General features: G+C 61.3%; 20 protein-coding genes. 9 read left to right on the top strand and 11 right to left on the bottom strand.

Translation table 11 applies throughout. The features are described 5' to 3' along the window. The first annotated feature begins 35 nt into the window (after nt 1-35). Together ASG68_RS00485 and ASG68_RS32695 are read left to right on the top strand one after the other, a co-directional pair. Nucleotides 36-968: an MYG1 family protein gene (locus ASG68_RS00485; RefSeq protein ID WP_062576027.1), complete on the top strand. Its 933-nt coding sequence runs from the start codon at nt 36-38 to the stop codon at nt 966-968. A gap of 104 nt (nt 969-1072) precedes the next feature. Beyond that, nucleotides 1073-2017 (top strand): calcium-binding protein, encoded by a 945-nt coding sequence (locus tag ASG68_RS32695; RefSeq protein WP_062576028.1) that lies wholly within the window; start codon nt 1073-1075, stop codon nt 2015-2017. Nucleotides 2018-2079: 62 nt separating this feature from the next. Here ASG68_RS32695 and ASG68_RS00475 read toward each other — a convergent pair whose 3' ends face one another. The 5 genes from ASG68_RS00475 to ASG68_RS00455 all read right to left on the bottom strand — a co-directional run bounded on the left by ASG68_RS00475 (nt 2080) and on the right by ASG68_RS00455 (nt 8409). Beyond that, entirely contained in the window at nt 2080-5022 is a 2943-nt protein-coding gene (locus ASG68_RS00475; RefSeq protein ID WP_082478291.1) for a calcium-binding protein, read from the bottom strand. Nucleotides 5023-5234: 212 nt separating this feature from the next. Then, nucleotides 5235-6047, bottom strand: a complete 813-nt coding sequence (locus ASG68_RS00470; protein ID WP_062576029.1) for a hypothetical protein — start codon at nt 6045-6047, stop codon at nt 5235-5237. Then, entirely contained in the window at nt 6044-7324 is a 1281-nt protein-coding gene (locus tag ASG68_RS00465) for a hypothetical protein (protein ID WP_062576030.1), read from the bottom strand. Before ASG68_RS00465 ends, ASG68_RS00470 begins: the two co-directional genes overlap by 4 nt. Before the next feature lie 90 nt (nt 7325-7414). Beyond that, nucleotides 7415-7819: a VOC family protein gene (locus ASG68_RS00460; RefSeq protein ID WP_062576031.1), complete on the bottom strand. Its 405-nt coding sequence runs from the start codon at nt 7817-7819 to the stop codon at nt 7415-7417. Nucleotides 7820-7902: 83 nt separating this feature from the next. Then, complete coding sequence (locus ASG68_RS00455; protein ID WP_062576032.1) at nt 7903-8409, bottom strand: hypothetical protein; 507 nt, start codon at nt 8407-8409, stop codon at nt 7903-7905. A gap of 272 nt (nt 8410-8681) precedes the next feature. On the opposite strand from ASG68_RS00455, the gene ASG68_RS00450 reads away from it, so the two are divergent. Then, the gene (locus tag ASG68_RS00450; protein ID WP_062576033.1) at nt 8682-8876 is read left to right on the top strand and encodes a hypothetical protein; all 195 of its coding nucleotides are present in this window, start codon (nt 8682-8684) and stop codon (nt 8874-8876) included. 97 nt (nt 8877-8973) lie between these two features. Here ASG68_RS00450 and ASG68_RS00445 read toward each other — a convergent pair whose 3' ends face one another. Together ASG68_RS00445 and ASG68_RS00440 are read right to left on the bottom strand one after the other, a co-directional pair. Then, nucleotides 8974-9864, bottom strand: coding sequence for a dihydrodipicolinate synthase family protein (locus ASG68_RS00445; protein ID WP_062576034.1), 891 nt, complete (start codon nt 9862-9864; stop codon nt 8974-8976). A 107-nt stretch (nt 9865-9971) separates the two neighbouring features. Beyond that, nucleotides 9972-10301 (bottom strand): hypothetical protein, encoded by a 330-nt coding sequence (locus ASG68_RS00440; RefSeq protein WP_062576035.1) that lies wholly within the window; start codon nt 10299-10301, stop codon nt 9972-9974. A 244-nt stretch (nt 10302-10545) separates the two neighbouring features. Here ASG68_RS00440 and ASG68_RS00435 point away from each other — a divergent pair, with 244 nt between their 5' ends. Then, nucleotides 10546-11142, top strand: coding sequence for a superoxide dismutase (locus ASG68_RS00435; protein ID WP_062576036.1), 597 nt, complete (start codon nt 10546-10548; stop codon nt 11140-11142). Between the two features lie 131 nt (nt 11143-11273). Then, nucleotides 11274-12125: a metallophosphoesterase gene (locus ASG68_RS00430; RefSeq protein WP_062576582.1), complete on the top strand. Its 852-nt coding sequence runs from the start codon at nt 11274-11276 to the stop codon at nt 12123-12125. An 81-nt stretch (nt 12126-12206) separates the two neighbouring features. Here ASG68_RS00430 and ASG68_RS00425 read toward each other — a convergent pair whose 3' ends face one another. From ASG68_RS00425 to ASG68_RS00415, 3 genes are read right to left on the bottom strand one after another with little or no spacing between them, the layout of a single operon-like run. Beyond that, nucleotides 12207-12848, bottom strand: coding sequence for a glutathione S-transferase family protein (locus ASG68_RS00425; protein ID WP_062576037.1), 642 nt, complete (start codon nt 12846-12848; stop codon nt 12207-12209). Continuing rightward, on the bottom strand, nt 12845-13282 hold the full coding sequence (locus tag ASG68_RS00420) for an SRPBCC family protein (protein WP_244484064.1): 438 nt from the start codon (nt 13280-13282) through the stop codon (nt 12845-12847). Before ASG68_RS00420 ends, ASG68_RS00425 begins: the two co-directional genes overlap by 4 nt. Next, nucleotides 13282-13608 carry an ArsR/SmtB family transcription factor gene (locus ASG68_RS00415; RefSeq protein ID WP_244484063.1) on the bottom strand — a complete coding sequence of 109 codons (327 nt, stop codon included), beginning with the start codon at nt 13606-13608 and terminating at the stop codon, nt 13282-13284. The genes ASG68_RS00420 and ASG68_RS00415 overlap by 1 nt, the downstream gene beginning before the upstream one ends. Nucleotides 13609-13756: 148 nt before the next feature. Between ASG68_RS00415 and ASG68_RS00410 the strand changes: the two genes are divergently transcribed. The 3 genes from ASG68_RS00410 (at nt 13757) to ASG68_RS00400 (ending at nt 16671) form a co-directional block, all read left to right on the top strand. Continuing rightward, complete coding sequence (locus ASG68_RS00410) at nt 13757-14764, top strand: LacI family DNA-binding transcriptional regulator (RefSeq protein WP_062576583.1); 1008 nt, start codon at nt 13757-13759, stop codon at nt 14762-14764. A 91-nt stretch (nt 14765-14855) separates the two neighbouring features. Continuing rightward, a complete protein-coding gene (locus ASG68_RS00405; RefSeq protein ID WP_062576040.1) occupies nt 14856-15647 on the top strand; it encodes a 3-methyl-2-oxobutanoate hydroxymethyltransferase in 792 nt (263 codons plus the stop codon). Nucleotides 15648-15660: 13 nt separating this feature from the next. Continuing rightward, nucleotides 15661-16671, top strand: coding sequence for a sterol desaturase family protein (locus ASG68_RS00400; RefSeq protein WP_062576041.1), 1011 nt, complete (start codon nt 15661-15663; stop codon nt 16669-16671). A 124-nt stretch (nt 16672-16795) separates the two neighbouring features. On the opposite strand, the gene ASG68_RS00395 is transcribed toward ASG68_RS00400, so the two are convergent. Next, complete coding sequence (locus ASG68_RS00395; RefSeq protein WP_062576042.1) at nt 16796-17500, bottom strand: helix-turn-helix transcriptional regulator; 705 nt, start codon at nt 17498-17500, stop codon at nt 16796-16798. A gap of 149 nt (nt 17501-17649) precedes the next feature. On the opposite strand from ASG68_RS00395, the gene ASG68_RS00390 reads away from it, so the two are divergent. After that, entirely contained in the window at nt 17650-18288 is a 639-nt protein-coding gene (locus ASG68_RS00390) for a LysE family translocator (RefSeq protein ID WP_062576043.1), read from the top strand. Nucleotides 18289-18355 lie beyond the last annotated feature (67 nt).

The raw sequence follows: 18355 nt of genomic DNA, 5'->3' as shown, positions 1-18355 counted from the left end.
TCTGATATAACCGCAAGCGACAAGGCACACCCGGCATGACCCCAGACTTTCTCGTCACCCATTCCGGTGGCTTCCATGCCGATGAGCTCCTGTCCAGCGTCATCCTCACCCGGCTTTTTCCGCAGGCGAAGATCGTGCGCAGCCGGGCGCCGGAATGGATCACGCCCGGTGCCGGCAAGGTCATCTACGACGTCGGCGGCGCCTATGATCCGGACCTTGCCGTTTTCGATCACCACCAGCGGGGTGCGCCGCTCAGGGACGACGGACAGCCCTACAGTTCCTTCGGTCTGGTCTGGAAACATTACGGCCGCGACTATCTCCGCGCCTATGGCCTGCCGGAAGCGCATGTCGATATCGTTCACGCCTCCTTCGACGCCGGCTTCGTGCTGCCGGTCGATCTCGCCGACAATGGCGCACTGAGCCCGACAACAGCCGGCCTGCTCAGCCCGCTCACCCTGCCGGTTCTTCTCGAAACCCTGAAACCCGTGTTCGACGATGCGGATGCCGACGCTGACGATCGCGGTTTCCATGTGGCACTCGGTGTCGCGCGTCTTTTCGTCGAAGGGCGGATTGCCCAGAGTGCCGCGAAACTGCGGGCAGAAGGGATCGTGCAGCAGGCGATCAGGGATACGGGCGAGGGGCGTGTGCTGGAACTGCCGGCCGGCATGCCGTTCCGTCCGGCCATCGTCAAGGCGGGCGCCGACCATCTGCTGTTCGTCGTTCATCCGCGCGAGCGCGACTGGTGCCTGACCACCATCCGCCGTTCCGACGAAGGCTTCGAGGTCCGGGCCGATCTGCCCGCCGCCTGGGCCGGCCTGACCAACGGCGATCTGGAGGCCGTCTGCGGCATTGCAGGCGCGAGCTTCTGCCACAATGGCCGCTTTGTCGCCGCTGCGAAGACGCGGGAGGCAGCGCTTGCGATGGCGGACCTGGCCGTCGCCGAACATCTTGCCGCCGGCCTGCGTTGAACGGCGTCAGGCAGTCCACCCGCAAGGATCAGCGAAGCCTTAATCATGGTTAACGAAACGTTTACCCGGTCCGCCTATTGTGTCCATCGACGCGGAGCGGGTGAATGGGTTTCAACGGCAAGGTACTGCACCATCAGTTTTTCTTCGGAAAGATCGGCACGACCTATGGTCTTGGCTCCGATACGCTGATCAATGGCCCGACCAAGATCAATGGCGTGACGGTCAAGGGCACGCAGGTTTACACTGCGACCGTGACCGATGCCGCGATCGGCCTCGATTTCCATGGCATGGCGCTGTGGCGCACCGGCTATCTCGACCTCACGACCGGCAAAAACAAGCCGGTCGACTTCAACGGACCGGTCTTTGCCGACCTGAAGGACAAGATCGAGCCGATCATCGGCGTGCGGCTGAAAACCAATATCAAGGAAATCGACGCCACCGACCTCCGCTTCGCGCATGACGGGATCGCCATCGATCTCCAGGGCGCGACCACGTTCGAGACATCCTATATCCAGCTCAATGTCGTCTTCCAGACGAAGACCGATGCGCCGATCACCTTCCGGGCAGGCGATGAAAGCGTGCTCGTGCGCGGCCAGCGCGGCGCCGACAAGCTTTATGGCGGCAAGGGCAACGATGTCTTCGAAGGGGGCGACGGCAAGGACTTGCTGAGCGGCGGTGCCGGCAACGATCTCCTGAACGGCGGGGGAGGCGCGGACGCTCTTTATGGCGGCGCCGGCAACGACCGCTTCATCTTCAAGTCCGCAACGGACCTGGGCACGTCGAAAACCGCGACCGATACGATCTTCGATTTCACCGGGGATGATGACATCGATCTCTCCGCCATCGACGCCAACACCAAGCTTGCCGGCGACCAGCCCTTCACATTCCTCGGCACGAAAGCATTCAGCGGAAAGGCCGGCGAACTCCGCTATGACAAAGCCGCATCCGACACTTACATCTACGCCGATATAAACGGCGACAAGAAAGCCGACTTTGTCCTGCATCTGGATGATGCGATGAGCCTGACGCGGGACATGTTTATTCTGTAGGCGCAGTTTCAGGGCCTCCGCTCCCGTCACGCGAGGGGTGATAGAGCGGAGGCCATTCGGTCTCAGACGAGAATGAAATCGCTGGTCGAGAGCGTCGTGACGTTCTGCAGAATGGCCACGAGTTCGAGATCGGCCACGGTGCTCTTGCCGTCCGCATCGAACCAGAGGCGGCCATTGTCGCTTTCGAACAGGAACGTGCCCTTGGTGCCGGTCGCGACGGGATCGGCCCCGACGACGAGCGTAACGGTCTTGTCGGCGACAGCGATGTTATAATCGCTCCTGTCGATCACCAGCTTGTCCTGACCACGGGTGAAGTCGGTGATCACATCGCCGTCGATGCTGCGTGCGTAGAAATCGAAGACGAACTTGTCGTTCCCCTTGCCACCTGTCAGCCAGTCGTCACCCCACCCGCCGTTCAGCGTGTCATCGCCATCCCGGCCGTGGAGCACGTCGTCGCTTGCGCCGCCCTGGAGAATGTTTGCGTTGGCATCACCGCGGATATCGTCATCGAGTGCGCTGCCTTCGATGATCTCGATATTCTTGACGGTCAAACCAAGTGCCAGCCCGTTGTTCTTGCTGTGCGTCATCAGATCGATGATGACGTAGCCTGAGCCGACGAAAGGCTCTTCGAACGACAGCGTATCTGTCCCGGAGCCGCCGTCGAATACATCCTTGCCGATCGGGTTAAAGACATCCTTTCCATCAGTCGATGTGCGGATCAGCCAGTCGTCGCCCTTGTCTCCATAGAGTTTGTCGCTGCCAGAACCATCCTTGAGTAGATCGCTGCCGCCAGCCCCCTTGAGGATGTCGTTCCCGCCATTGCCGACGAGAAAATCGCCCAGTTCGCCGCCTGTTACGGTGTCGGCGCCCTTGCTGCCGAAATAGTGCAGTGTTTGAAATGCACTAAACGACGTGGTTGCGTCGACATCGACCTTCCCTGTCGAGAAGACGAAGCTGATATCCTTCGTTTGCTCCGCCACGTTGAGGGAGATCCAGTCATTGCCGGCGCCACCGTCTGCCTTGTCGCCAATGCCGGCATAGATGATGTCGTCACCGGCTTCACCATAAATCTTGTCCTTGCCACCGGTGACGCCGTCAGCATCTCCGTAGACTGTGTCGTTGCCGCCGCCACCCTTGAGCGTGTCATTGCCCTTGCCGCCGCGCAGGTCGTCGTTCAGGCCGCCACCGGTGAAGGTGTCGTTGCCGCTGCCTCCCAGCAGCGCGATCCGCTCGACGTTCTTGACCGTCACGGGCAGGTTGGCAACCGTCACGGTGGTGGCGAGCTGGAAAGTGATCCCCGCTGTGGACTTGCTGAAGTCAAGCGACGCGAAGTCTATTCCGGCTCCGGCCTGAAGATTGAGCTTCTTGGTCGATGCCGTGCCGTGGAAGATGTCATCCCCCGCACCCAGATCGACAGTGTAATTGCCGTCAATGGCGCTGCCGTATGGGTCGCTCGCATAGACACTGTCATTGCCGTCGCCGGCGGAAATGACGTTGGTACCTGCATTGTCGTAGATGAGGTCATCGCCGGCGCCCGATGTCAGGCGATCGTTGTCATAGCCTCCGTACAACTTGTCTGCCCCGTCGGTGCCGATCAAGATATCGTCGCCGCTGCCACCCTCAAAACTGACACTTAGTGCCGCTCCCACGGATTTGACGACATCGTCGCCGTCACCGAACGATACGATATAGTGTTCGAAGTTCTTGAGAACGGTTCCACCGGTGATCGTGGCCGTTGTTCCAGTTACGGTAAAGATCTGACCATCATCGGGGCCGCCACGGATGTCGGCAGTATCGATGCCGCTGCCTCCATCGCTGAAATCAGCCTCATAACGGCCGAACTTGACCGTGTCATTGCCGCCGCCGCCGTAGATCGTATCCTTGCCGTCTCCGCCATTGAGCAGGTCGTCGCCAGCACCGCCATTGATCCAGTCGTCGCTGGAATTGTAGGTCTCGACGATGTCGTTGCCTGCGCCGGTCGTGATTTTGTCGGATTTGCCGTCCCAGACCTGAATTGTAAAATGCTCGAAGCCCGTGAATGTCGTTCCATTGGCGAGCGTTGTGATCTCGGTGGATGCCTTGGCTGTAAAATTCCCGGTCAAATCGAACTCCAGGCGATCGCTTCCGCTGGAGTCGGTGACGGTATCCCTGCCAAAGTTCAGGAAAACGATGTCGTCGCCGCTACCGCCTTCGATGATATCGTCACCGCTACCGCTGTAGATTCGGTCGTTCCCCGAGCCACCATTCAGCGTGCCGTTGCCCTCGTCGCCGTTCAACTCATCATCGCCGCTTCCGCCGGAAAGGTAATCCGTGCCGGTTCCGCCATAGAGATAGTCGTTACCGCTTCCGCCGTAGAGCTTGTCATTTCCGTCGCCACCATCAAGGCTGTCGTAACCCTGATCGCCGTTGAGAATGTCATTGCCATCTTCGCCGAACAGGTAGTCGTTACCGCGTCCGCCGGACAGCGTGTCCTTGCCGTCGCCACCTTTGAAGCTGTCGTAATGGTTGCCGCCAACGAAGATATCGTCGAATTTGCTGCCGGTTATCCGAAAACTTTCGACGTTGATAATCTGGATGCCGCCCGCCAGGGTCTGGGTCGAAATCCAGTCCTTGATGGTGATGTTAAGTTTGACGGAGGAGAGCCTGTAGTCGATTTCAATCCTGTCGTTACCGGAACCTCCGTCCACGGTTTCACCCGTTGCCGTCGCGAGGGGCCCGAGCCTGATCGTGTCTCCGCCGCTGCCGCCGTAATAGGTGTCCTTGCCTTCACCGCCTTCCAGCGCGTCACTACCGCTGTTGCCGGCCAACGTATCGTTGCCCTGTTCGCCGAAGATCCTGTCGCTGTTGAAGGAACCGGAGAGATTGTCATTGCCTTCACCGCCATAAATCTCATCCTGACCGATTCCGCCATCGATCTTGTCGATGCCCTCGAGGCCGATGATGAAGTCTTCAAAATCCGTGCCGACCAGAACGTCATTGCCTGCGGTACCTGTAATGTCAGCCATGCGATATCCTGTCGGGTTTCCACACGGAACGCATTCGTGCCGTTGCATATTTTGATGATCAGATGTTGTGGGCGTGGCGGGTCAGAGGCGGGTTACGAAATGTCTAACCGCGAGTCGCTAATGCAGCAATCCCGAAAGGCAGGGAATTTTCAACTTGAGGTCGATTTTCCAAATCGATTGCGGTTGAAGTTAATTCGGTGCTCGGGCCGTGCCTACGGCTTTGCATCAGCCGTTTTCGCATCGTCCGTCGTCAGCGCGAAATCCTTCATTTCCTCGGCCGTGAGGTAATACAGCCGGTCCGGCGGTGTCTCCATCGCGTGCAGCCAGACGCCGGACTTGATGCCCATGGTTTCGAGATGGCGGTTGATATCGGCGGTGGTGCGCTGGGCGTCGGACATGGCCTGCTCAGCCGAAAGCTTCACTGTCGAGCCGTTGAAGATCTGGTGCACGCCGACGACGGCGCCCTTGTCGGCCGCGCGGGTGATGCCTCCCGCCATAACGATCGGGCAGGATGAGGCGCAGAGCGCGCCGGAGGCAACCTTCGTGCCCAGCTTTTTCTCGCGGATCAGCTTCGACATGGCGAGCGCGTCGGCGACCGAGCCACCAGGCGAGTCCAGTTCGACAACCTTCACATATTCGCCGCGCGCCTCGATCTCCGCCGCGAAACGAGCCGCAGCACCCGGTTCGATCGACCCCTGCGCGGTCAGGATGCCACCCGGCCTGAGTTCGAAACGGATCGCCTGTTTCAGAACCTGCGGATCGGCTGTGATCTCGGAGGGCGCATTGTCCGGCTCACCTTTGGTGAGCGCCGGCGGCAGGATGGGCGTGGTCTGCGGTTGTGTCACGTCAAAGTTGGGATCGGTGTCTCCGGTCGCGCTCAATTCGTTCCAGTCGATGACGATGAAGACAGCCGAGGCGGCCAGCAGCGCCTGGAAAGCGTGGCGCATCAGCGTGCCGTCATCGGCTGACAGCAGATAGGTCTTCAACCGCTGTCCATACCCTTGCAGCCGCGCCTGCGCCGTCATTTGCGCGGCCCCTTACCGGAGAGATCGAGGCTGGTGATGTTGGACTGGTCGCGCGCCTCGGCTTCCGCGATCGCCGTGTCTATCTCGACACCGCTGCGCTGCAGCGCCTTCTGCACTTCGAGCGCTTCCAGAAGTTCGGCGGCGGTGATCCGCTCGGCAAAGGGCAGGCTCTGTTCCTGTCGCCGCAGCGCGCCATGGGCGATCGACAGCATGAAGACCAGCACAGCCGGCAACAGGTCGATGGCGATGGCGCCGGCCCAGCTCGGGATGAAATCGGAGGCATAGCGCAAGACGGCAGCGGCCGAGGACAAGGGCACGAACCGCCGCTCGCCGACCGGCTCGCGCGTCAGGATCTGGTCGGCGGCTTCCGACAGCACCTTGGACTGGGCGGCAACCGATGTGCGGATGGTCTCCATCACCTGGTCCTGCCGATTGGCGAGATCGGCCTCCAGGCCGCTTGCTACCGGGGCGATGAAGCCGAGCGACAGGTCTTCGGCCGCGCGTTTCACCGAGGCTGCGATCGAGGTCTGTTCCAGCGCGGTGATTGTGCCGGTCAGCGCCACGACTTCGGCTGCGAACTGGTCGGCGCGCGGATCGATGGCGCCGGGGGCGGAGACCAGCCCGCGCATGGTGGCGAGATGCGCCTGGCCTTCACCGAACAGGGTCGCGACGCGCTCGCGCGAGGCGGTGATGCCGGTTTCCAGCTCTTTCAGCTGGGCAGCCATCTGGCCGAGCAGTTGTACGACGCTGCCGGCGCCGGTCGTTCCGGTCAGCGCGCCGCTTTCGCGCTCCTGGTCGGAAAGCCGTTGGAAGCGTTCGGACGTGCGCTGGATGTCGGGCAACAGGCTCTGGGCGGCAAGGGCATTCTGGTGCGCCTTGTCGAGATCGGCGGTGTAGTCCTCCACCGTTTCGGCCAGATGCTGCTCAAGCGCCGCCGACCCGGCAAGGGCCGCGGCATTCAGCCAGCTTGCCATGGCAATGATCATCATGCAGCCGAGCGCCATGATGCCGAGCATGGCCGTACGGTTCGCGGCCCCGACAATATGCGGATAGAACCGCGCCATGTAGGTCCAGAAGGCATAGATGGCGACGGACACGGCGCAGGAATAGATCAGTGCCGCAAAGAAGACGGCTGTCGCAGAACCATCGAGGATCGAGCGGACCCCGAGATAGGTATAGACGCCAGACGCCAGCGCCAGAACGGCAAGCGCGAAGCGGGTCATGGTCTCGACGGCTTCGATCCCGTCCTGCAAGCGATGCGATGCGCCCAGCGCCATATGGATGTTCCCGGTTTGTCGTGGCTTAACAAACCATTAAAATCCCGGCGAAATGAAGGCTGGCATGGCCAGCCTGCCGGCGCCTCGCGATCATGTGGGCGTAATGGTCACATCGACGGCGGACCGTACGTTTGGACCGTGGTGCACCGCCTCGATATTGTTCCCATCGGGATCGAGGATGAAGGCGGCGTAATAGCCGGGATGATAGGGGCGCTCGCCCGGCTTGCCATTGTCGGTGCCGCCGTTGGCAAGGCCGGCCGCATGGAAGGCGTGGACGTCCTCGCGGGTCCGGGCCTGAAACGCCAGATGCAGGTGGGTGACATAGTCGTCGGCGGCATCGACATAGAGCTCGTCGGCGGCGAAGGCCGTGTCGCTCTCATGCTGGATGTTGACCCCGACGGTAGCGAGCACGGCCCGGTAGAAGCGTTTCGACGCGGCCAGATCCTTGACGCGCAGATGCACATGATCGATCAGCCGCCCGCGATGAAACTCCATCGTCACTCTCCTTGGAGGTTGGATGCACGTCAACGCCGGACGACGGCGCCGGGTTCCCGGCGCCTTTGATCATACGGCTGACTTCACGCGGCGAGCCCCGGCGTGCCAGAGCGCCGATGCATCATCCAGGCCTGCAGACAGATGCCGGCAAGGAAGAGCAAAGCCCATATGGCCGTCACCGTCTGCACCGGCGGTGAATCCGGACCGTTGCCGATCGGGCTCGACGGCGGCAAACGCGACAGTGTCTCGTTGATGGCCGGCACCATCAGCAGGAAGAAGGTGAACGACATCGACAGCGCCTGGAGGTAGCGGTTCAGCCGCCCGAACCAGCCGAGTTGGGCAATCACAATGGAAAAGACCGCCGCCAGCATGGCGAGAATGCCGATCGCATGGCCGGCATTGAAGCCGCCGGTGCTCGACAGGCCGAAGGATGTGATGGCCGAGAGAAACAGCGTGATCACATAGATTCGCCCCGAATTGGTCTTCGGAATGATCGCCGCATATTTGGAAAAGGAATAGAGCCCGGCCACGACCGGCACGAGGCTGATGACAGTGTGGACGATGCCCAGCGTGGACAACGGATTGGCCATGAAAGTCCCCCTGAATGATGGATGTCTCGGATATTGATGGGCATGCAAATCAAGCGGGGCCATGCAGTCCGGCGCAATATGCCGGAGGCGACCCGTCGGGAGTTTGGTCTGTTCCGGATGGTTGCGCAATGGGGTTTGTTGGGGGCACGCGTGCATTGCTGTAGATGGCTCTAACTGGACGAGTGCTCCGGGTGCCAATGTTGTGAATACCCCCGCTGACGGAACAATCCTGCACCTGTCTCGTTCATCAACCTCGCGGAAAGGGGAATGCCATGGGTCAGCAATATCAGTTTCATGTCGAAAACGATGAACTCCTCTCGGAGGCCGAGCGGGCTTTCGATTTGTCAGCCCGTCAAGCATCCATGCCGAAGCAGGCTGCGTCAGCATCGAGCGAACCGGTTCGCCGTTCTCTGTTTCCCTCGATTGCGGGCTTATTCTCGTTCGGTGGCGCCAGCGAAAGGTTATAGAATGCAGGTCTTCAGCTTGCAGATTTCTCGATCAGGTCTCAAATGCGGTCTCCCGCCCGCATATCGCCTGAAAATTATCGCGTAAAATCGGGACGCCTCACACCCCCGCCAAACTCTCCAGCGCCGCCTCCAGCCTGCCTCGCTCGTTCTCCGCCAGCGGCAACATCGGCCGTGGCGGCTGATGTGAACTTAAACCGAGCAGGTTGGCCGTGGCATGGACCACGCGGTAGCTGCTCAGTTCGCGAAACAGCGCCCAGAAGGGTTCGAACAGGCCGTTGATGCGCTCGACTTCCGCCGTGTCACCGGCTTGCGCGGCGCGCATCAGCTTCACCGAGGGTTCCGGCAGCAGGCCGGCGATGACGCTGTACCAGGTGACGCCACCGGCAAGGATGGCGCCGGCGGCCAGCCAGTCGCCGCTATAGCCCACAGCGAAACCGGCGGGGACTGCGGCTTGCGTTGCCCGGTGCGCGGCAACCATGTCGGCGGCGGACAGGGCAGGGTTCTTGACCGCGACGATGGTCTCGACGCCGGCAAGCCGGTTCAGCAGCGCATTGCCGATGGTAAAATGGGTGGTGCCGGGATTGTTGTAGACACTGAGCGGCAGGCCGATCGCCCTGGCAACCGTTGCATAGTGCTCGAAGACCTCGTCGTCGGTCAGCGGTGTATAGGAGACCGGCGCCATCAGCAGGCCCTGTGCCCCGGCATCGCGCGCATCGCGGGCGAAGGCCACGGCATCGTCGGTGCGAAGCGCGCCGATACCGACGATCAGGGGCGTGCGGCCGCCGAGGCAATCGACCGCCGTCTCGATGGCGCGCCGCCGCTCGGTTCGCGGGAGATACATGTAGGATCCGGTGCTGCCGAGCAGGCCGACGCTATCGGCGCCGGCCGTGTCGATCCGTTGCAGCAGGACTTTCAGCGCTGACGTATCGACGCGCCCCTCGCTGTCCATGGGCGTGATCGGAAAGGCGGACAGGCCGTGAAACAGCATGGGGATCTCATGTGCGACTGATGATCCACCATCTGTGACGGCATGCCAGGCCGAAATCAACGCCGGGATTGTCCCGGTGTCATTTTATGAGCGTCATTTTGCCGACCTTACTGCGCCTCGCCTTTCAGCATGTCCTCGGTCAGTTCACCGCCGAGTTCCACGGCTTTCGTCTGCTTGTTGTAGACGCAGATCTGGCTGACCTTTCCTTCGGCGCCCTTCGGCTTGCCGCTGACAAGCGCGAGGCCGAAGCTTTCCGAGCCGAAGGGATCGACGACAGCCTGCGGTGCCTCGATCGAGCCGGCGGCTGCCTCCAGGCATTTGGCCGAGACATCGGCGCGCATCGCCTCCCAGGCGTCATCCGAGGAGGCGAGGGCGGCGACTGGCAGCAGGCCGGCAACAAGAAGCGGGATCGCGGCGAAGCGTTTGGAAAAAGGCATTGGATTTCCTTGGATTTTGATTGCGGGCGAGTCGGATGTGACCTTGTCGAAGGATCGTGTCCATTCTGTGCCGCTGCGGATGAATGGAACAATCGTGGCCGGGAACTATTTTCCAAGCCTGTGGCGAAATTTGGCATGGTCCCGGTTGCCTGTTGCGGCGGTGGTCCCTATGTTCCGGCTCACAGATTTCCGTCATGAATTCCAACCCGGCTTTCATGAACCCCGCCAGCAGAGGAGACACCACATGGCTTTCGAATTGCCGAACCTGCCTTACGACTACGATGCGCTCGCCCCCTACATGTCGCGCGAAACGCTCGAGTATCACCACGACAAGCACCACCTTGCTTACGTGACCAACGGCAACAAACTTGCCGAAGAAGCCGGCCTTGCCGACCTCTCGCTCGAAGAGATCGTCAAGAAGTCCTACGGCACCAACCAGCCGCTGTTCAACAATGCCGGCCAGCACTACAACCACCTGCACTTCTGGAAGTGGCTGAAGAAGGGCGGCGGCGGCACGCAACTGCCGGGCAAGCTCGACGCGGCCATCAAGTCCGATCTCGGCGGCTACGACAAGTTCCGCGCCGACTTCATCGCTGCCGGCACGACGCAGTTCGGCTCCGGCTGGGCCTGGCTCTCGGTCAAGGGCGGCAAGCTGGAAATCTCCAAGACCCCGAACGGCGAAAGCCCGCTGGTCCACGGCGCAACGCCGATCCTCGGCGTCGACGTCTGGGAGCATTCCTATTACATCGACTACCGCAACGCCCGTCCGAAGTACCTCGAAGCCTTCGTGGACAGCCTGATCAACTGGGACTACGTACTCGAGCTTTACGAAGCCGCGTAAGCTCCGGTCACTGGACATCAAAACCCGGCAGCGATGCCGGGTTTTTTGTTGGTCTCGATACCCAAATGTCTGATCCCGTCGAACAGGAGTGGCGTCACCAAACCGTCACGCAGACCCGTTATCCAGCCGCCATGACAACAGAAAATCCCATTCTCCGCTTCGGCATCATTGCCGACCCACAATATGCCGATATCGAGCCGGATGAGGTGATGAACCGGTATTATGCCGCCAGTCTCGCCAAGCTGTCCGAGGCGGTCGATGCGTTCAACGCGACCGATCTCGATTTCGTCATCACGCTCGGCGACATCATCGATCGTGGCTGGGAGAATTTCGACGCCATCCTTTCTGTCTATGGGACGCTGCGCCACAAAACTCATTTCCTGCTCGGCAATCATGATTTCGCCGTGGCGCCGAAGCATCTGGGCGAGGTTTCCGGCCGCCTGTCCATGCCCTCGGCCTATCACGACTTTGCCATCGGTCAATGGCGCTTCGTCATTCTCGATGGCAACGATGTCAGCGTCTTTTCCGCGCCTGCCGGCGATCCGCGCTCTATGCTCGCCGCCGAACGCCTGCGGACACTGCAGGCCGAAGGCGCGATCAATGCCCATCCCTGGAACGGATCGCTGAGCGAGGCACAATTTACCTGGCTGTCCGGTGTTCTGGAAAACGCGGAAGCCGATGGCGAATCCGTTCTCGTCCTCTGCCATTACCCGATTTTCCCGCCCAACCGTCACAACCTCTGGGACAGCCAGCGACTGATAGATTTGCTCACCGGCTTTTCCTGCTTCCGCGGCTATTTCTGCGGCCATAATCACGACGGCAATTTCGGCGAGGTCGCGGGCCGTCCCTTTGTGACCTTCAAGGGCATGGTCGATACGCCGGATCAGAACACCTTCGCGATCGTCGAACTGTTCGAGGACCGTATCGAGATCAAGGGTTTCGGGCGGGAAGAGAGCCGGGCGCTGTCGTTTTCGCGTGTTTGACAGCTGATTCAGGCCCGGCTTTTCGCCCGCGTTCGAAATTGCAAGCCTATCAGCGATTGCGTGAGGATGATGGCTGTACCCTCAATCCGCAGCCGCGAAATGTGCCATCTGGTCGGCATGCGCCTTGGTGAACGCCGGACGGTCGGTGGCGCGGGTGACGTAGCGGCGGCAGGCGGGGTAGTCGGCCAAGCCGTCGAAGCGATCGACCAGCCGCAGCACGTCGGCCATCAGGATATCGGCGACGCTGAATCCGCCGGTTAGCCATTCCCGGTCCGTCAGTACCGTTTCCATGTGCTTCAGCCGGTGCTTGTGCAGGAAGTCGTCGAGGAAGGTCCAGCCCGGCGTGTCGCTGGTCTTGCCCATGAACTTGAGCAGCGACCAAGGCAGGCTTGCCATCTCGACGGAATTGAGCGCCGCAAACAGCCATTCCTTTACCTCGGCACTGCCGCGTGGATCAGGTGGCATCAACTTGTCGCTGCGTTCGGCCAGATGCAGCAGGATCGCGCCGCTTTCGAAGATCGAGAGGCCGTCATCGATCAGCCACGGCACCTGCCCGAACGGCTGGTGCGAAAAATGCTCCGGCCCGCGATCCTTGAAGGGAACGCTTTCGACGCGATAGGCTAGGCCAGCTTCTTCCAGCGCCCAGCGTACACGAATGTCGCGAACGAAGCCGCGCGGCATGTCGGGAACCCAGTCATAGGTCGTCAGGATCAGGTCGCTCATATCTCTTCTCCCAGAAAAACAGGCAATTTGTCGAGCAGGCCGCTCCAGCCGGCCTCATGGCTTTCGCGCGCTTCGTCGTCGGGAAGATTGGCGTGGATCAGCGTCAGCTCGGTACCGCCGTCGATCGGTTCCAGCAGAAAGGTGACCAATGACTCGCGTTCCGGCATTTCCGGCCATTCCCAGGTGAAGACCAGCTTTCTGTCGGGAATGACCTCCTGGTAGACGCCGGTCGGATTGTGCTCGTCGCCGTTCATCAGCCGGAACACGACACTGAAGCGGCCGCCCGGCCGCACATCAGCTTCCGCGCTGAGTGTCGGCCCGGCATCCGGCCCCCACCATTGCAGCATCTGCGACGGCTCGGTGATCGCCTTGAATACCCGGGCCGGGGACGCCTTGATCCTGCGTACGATGGTCACGCTCGGCAGATGTTTCATCATTCTTCCTCATCCTCTTCCACCAGCGCGACGAGTCGATCGAGGCTGACCGTCCACAGTTGCTCGTAGCGCCGCAGCCAGTCCATCGCTTCCTGCATCGGGCCTGCCGACAGATGCACCGAGACGGTGCGGCCGGTCTTGATACGCGTGATCAGCCCCGCATCTGTCAGAACGTCCAGATGCTTCATCAGGCCGGGCAGTTTCAGGGACAGTGGTCGTGCAATTTCGCTGACCGACAGGCCCGGTTCTCCTTCCAACCGCATCAGGATATTGCGCCGGGTCGGATCGGAAAGTGCCGAGAACGTGCGGTCCATGCTGGATGTCAAATACTTCGCCATATGGTGAAGTATTGCATTTGTCCTCTCGGGAGTCAATGCGTGATGGTTCCGAGCGCGAGAGGCGGCGATGACGGCTTGTGCCGGCCGTGCCTTTGCCTATTTTGGCTGTTCAAACCCGCAATCGTCCGAGGCGATCATCGTAAAACCCACGTTCCAGAACATCGCTCGAGCAGCAGGCGTCGGTACCGCGACCGTCGAGCGGGTTCTGAACGGGCGCGGCGGCGTGCGCCCGGCGCTGGCCGAGAAGGTGATCGCGGCGGCACGTGCGCTCGATTATCCGCGCCGGTTGCCGGAGCTTCACCGGGGCATCCTGCGCATCGACGTTATCCTGGTACGGCCCGAAACGACGTTTTTCGCTCGCCTTTCCGACGCTTTCGGCCGGATTGGCGGCACGCTTGATGCGTCTGTTTCCATCCAGCGGGTGTTTCTGAAGGAGCATGATCCGCAGGCGATCGCCGAGCGGATCGCCAATCCGCAGGCCCGCCGCGCCGGCCTTATCCTCGCCGTCCCGGACCACCCGTTGATCCGCGCCGCCCTTGCCAAAGTCACGGGGGAAGGGGTGCCTGTCATCCAGATCGTCACGAGGGCGGAAGGCGTGGCGGCGGAATATGTCGGCATCGACAATTATGCCGCCGGCCGCACCGCCGGTCTTTTCCTGTCGTGCATGCAACCGGCGTCCGGTACGGTCGTGGCGCTCTGTCACAGCCAGATCTATTCAGTCCATCGCGACCGTATCCGCGGTTTTTCCGATTATTTCGCGGAGAAACCGCGGGCAGGGCTGAATTTCGCTGCCACCCTGTTCGGCCGCGACGATGCCGCCGATAGCACCGACCGTTTGTTCGAAGCGCTTGACCGCTGGCCCGACATGGTCGGCCTCTACAATTCCGGCGGCGCCAATGCCTCGCTGTCGGCCGTGCTGCGCAAACATCCGCGCAGGCGCGACATCTTCTTCATCGGCCATGAACTGACCCAGCGCAGCGCGGAAGCGCTGCGCCAGGGCGTGATGTCGGTGGTTCTCGACCAGGCGCCGGAAGCCCAGGCACGCCGCGCCATCGACCTTATGCTCTCCCGCCTCGGCCTGATCGCCGAAAGCGTGGCGAATGATCCCATCCGGTTTGTCACGATCACTGCGGAAAATCTCTGAGGTTTCGGCTTTGATCAAATCTGATCAGTATAGAAGCGGACCCGGCAGGGTCGGAATCCTATGATGCTTGCCAAAACGAGGGGGAGGCATCATGACAAGACGGACGACGGTTTACGACCTGCAGAGCCTGAAGGGCCGGCGCAAATGGCTGCAGTTGCATGTCGATAATGCCGAGGAGGCGGCAGCGGCCGTCGCCTGCGACATCACCATTCTCTCCTGCGAGCCGGATCATCATCTCGAAGGTATCCGGTCGGCTGCGCCATTTGCTTTCCTTTCCGTGGGCATGCCGCATGGCGCCATCGCCTCACCGGAAGAGGCGATCGGGCTCGGCTTCCAGATGCTCAAGCGCGGTGCCGACTCGATCTACTGTTCCCACTCGCCTTTCTTCATCGAGGCGATGGCGCGTGAGGGCATTCCAGTCACCGGCCATGTCGGTCTCGTGCCCAACCGCGCGACCTGGACCAATTTTCGCGCCATCGGCAAGACGCCGGAGGAGGCGCTGCGCGTGCTGCGCTCGGTCAAGGATCTGGAAAACGCCGGTGCGGCCGCCATCGAGGTCGAGGTGGTGCCGGTCAGGCTCGCCGATTACATCACCCGCCGCACGCCGCTGATCACCATGGGCATGGGCTGTGGCCCGGTCTGCGATACGCAATACCTGTTCTCGTCGGATGTGCTTGGCACCCATGCCGGCCACTATCCCCGACACGTCAAGCGTTATGCCGATTTTGTCACTCTGATGGCGGACCTGCAGGCGAAGCGCATCGACGCCTTCCGCGCCTTTGCTGCCGATGTCGAAAGCGGCACCTATCCCGAACCGAAGCATCAGGTGGACATGGACGACACCTCCTTCGACCGCTTCACCACCCTTGCGCAATCGCTCTGACGGAGACACGACCATGGATGACACGACCTTTGGCAAGCGCAACAAGCGCGGAGATTGGGCTCCGGATGGCCGGATCGAAACCGCTCCTGTCTTCCGCCTGCCGCCCCGGCCGCTCGAATTCCTGAAATGGCTGCCGCATTATTTTCTGCCGTGGAATGTGATCTTCGCGGCCTCGGCGCTCGCCTACTGGTATCTGGTCATACCCGAAGCGGCGGTGATGCAGACACCGGGCTGGCAATGGATCGCCCGGCTGTTCATCGTCAACTGCATCGCCGTCTTCCTGTTCTACGGCTCGTTCGAACTGCGGCTCTATATCCTGCGCCGGCAGGGCAACCGGTTCAAATACAATGGCCGCTTCCCGAGCGAACACAAGAGCCCGGCCTTCCTGTTCAACAGCCAGAACCTCGACGGCATCATCCGCACATTCTCGACCGGCGTGCCGATCTGGACGGCGCTGGAGGTCGGTATGCTCTGGGCCTGGGCCAATGGCTACGGCCCTTGGGTCAGCTTTGCCGATCACCCCTGGTATCTCATCGCCATTGTGCTCGTCATGCCGGTCTATCACGAAGCCCATTTCTTCATGATCCACCGGCTGATCCACTGGGGACCGCTTTATCGCTGGATCCATTCGGTGCACCACAACTCGGTCAACCCGTCGCCCTGGTCGTCGCTGTCGATGCATCCGGTCGAACAGCTGCTCTATTTCTCATCGGCGCTTATCCACATCGTCATCCCGTCCAACCCGATCCTGATGATCTACCAGCTGCACTATTCCGGCTTCGGTGCCGTGGTCGGCCATATCGGCTTCGACAAGATCGAACTGGGTGAAAAGGCCGCGATGGACAGCCATGCCTATACCCATTACCTGCACCACAAGTTCTTCGAGGTGAACTACGGCGACGGTCTCGTGCCCTTCGACAAATGGTTCGGCACCTGGCATGACGGCACGAAGGAAGGCGAGGCTCTGATGCAGGCCCGCTACGAAAAGCGGAAGGCCCGGGCAAACGCGGCGGCCGGCCAGTAACTCGCGCATGAAACGAGAAGGGCTGTGCCGCGAAAACGGCACAGCCGTTCCATGTCCGGAGCGTTTGAATTCTATCGGCGCATGGTCATCGGTCAGATGGCTTCTATTTGGCGATCGGCACCGTCTAGGATTCCATCTCCACCCCGCCATTCACCGTCCACCCGCGCATCCACGCGTCCCGTAACCTGTCACCTTCACCACGAAAATGCTCGTCCAGCGGTTCGCAAGCCTCCACACGATCGGCGCGGAAGTTGCGGATGGCGGTGCGCAATTCGCACCAGCCGACCATGACGGCCGTCGCGGAATAGTAGATCAGTGCCAGCGGACGGATGGTGCGTTCGGTGGCGCGGCCGAATTCGTCGCGATAGTCTATCAGCAGCTTGCGTTCGTCGCGGATCGCCCGGCGGACCAAAGCAAGGTCGAGGCCCGACGACGGCGGCGCGATCGTGCCCCAGGCGTGCAGCGCCTTCGTCTGCAGGGTCTGGCGCAAAGGTGCCGGCATGGCACCGGCGATCTTCTGGTTGACGCGCTTGGCGGCCATTTTCAGTTCGTCGTCGCCGGTGCGCTCCAGGAGCGCCAGCGCCAGCACGATCGCCTCGGTTTCCTCGATCGAAAACATCAGCGGCGGCAGGTCGAAGCCGGGGCGCAGGATGTAGCCGATACCCCGCCCGCCCTCGATCGGCACACGCATCGCCTGAAGGGCAGCGATATCGCGGTAGATGGAGCGCACCGTCACCTCCAGTCGTTCGCCAATCTCCGCCGCCGTGACCGGCCGCGCCGAAAGCCGCAGGATCTGAATGATCTCAAACAATCGCGAGGCCTTGCGCAAAGGGATGCCTTTCCTGCCGAATGATGGCGCCGGGTAAACGCTCCTGACAGAACCCTGTCAGTTGGGGCAAGCTATAGAATGTCCGAAAGCGCTTGAAAAACAAGCGCTGCACCACTGCCATCACGCAGTTTCAACGACGGACAACTGACATGACCTACGCGGAAAATCTCTGGCTCTTCTTCACCCTTCTGTTCGGCATCATCATCGTGCCCGGCATGGACATGGTCTTCGTCATGGCCAACGCGTTGACCGGCGGGCGCGCGTCCGGCCTGACGGCGACGGCGGGCATCATGGCGGGCGGCATCTTCCACACGCTTTATGCGGCGCTTGGCGTGGGTTTCCTGCTGCATCTCGTGCCGCAGCTATTCAACGTCCTGCTTTTGGCCGGCGCCACCTATATCGCCTGGATCGGCATATCCCTTGCCCGCAGCAGTATCGCCATCGCGTCGGTGGAGCCGGGCGCGCGGCTGTCGCTTTGGACCAGCTTTCGCCGGGGGGCGATGACCAGCCTGCTCAATCCTAAAGCTTATCTGTTCATGCTGGCTGTTTATCCGCAGTTCCTCAAACCCCAGTTCGGGCCGCTCTGGTCGCAGGTGCTGGTGATGGCGATCATGATCTCGGTGACGCAACTCGCCGTCTATGGCGGCCTGGCGCTGGCGGCTGGACGCAGTCGAGATGTCATCGTTGCAAGCCCGCGCGCCACTGCAATCGTCGGCAAGACGGTCGGCGTCGTCCTGATCATCGTGGCGGCGCTGACGGCCTGGCACGGATGGGTGACGCCAGGCTGATCGAAAATAACATGAGTATAATACTCCCGTTAAATCAAGCCGTTGCAACGGCTGAAATAAATTCGAT

The organism is Rhizobium sp. Leaf453, from assembly GCF_001425605.1.
Classification (GTDB): Bacteria; Pseudomonadota; Alphaproteobacteria; order Rhizobiales; family Rhizobiaceae; genus Pararhizobium.
This window is presented reverse-complemented; position numbering and strand designations above follow the sequence as displayed.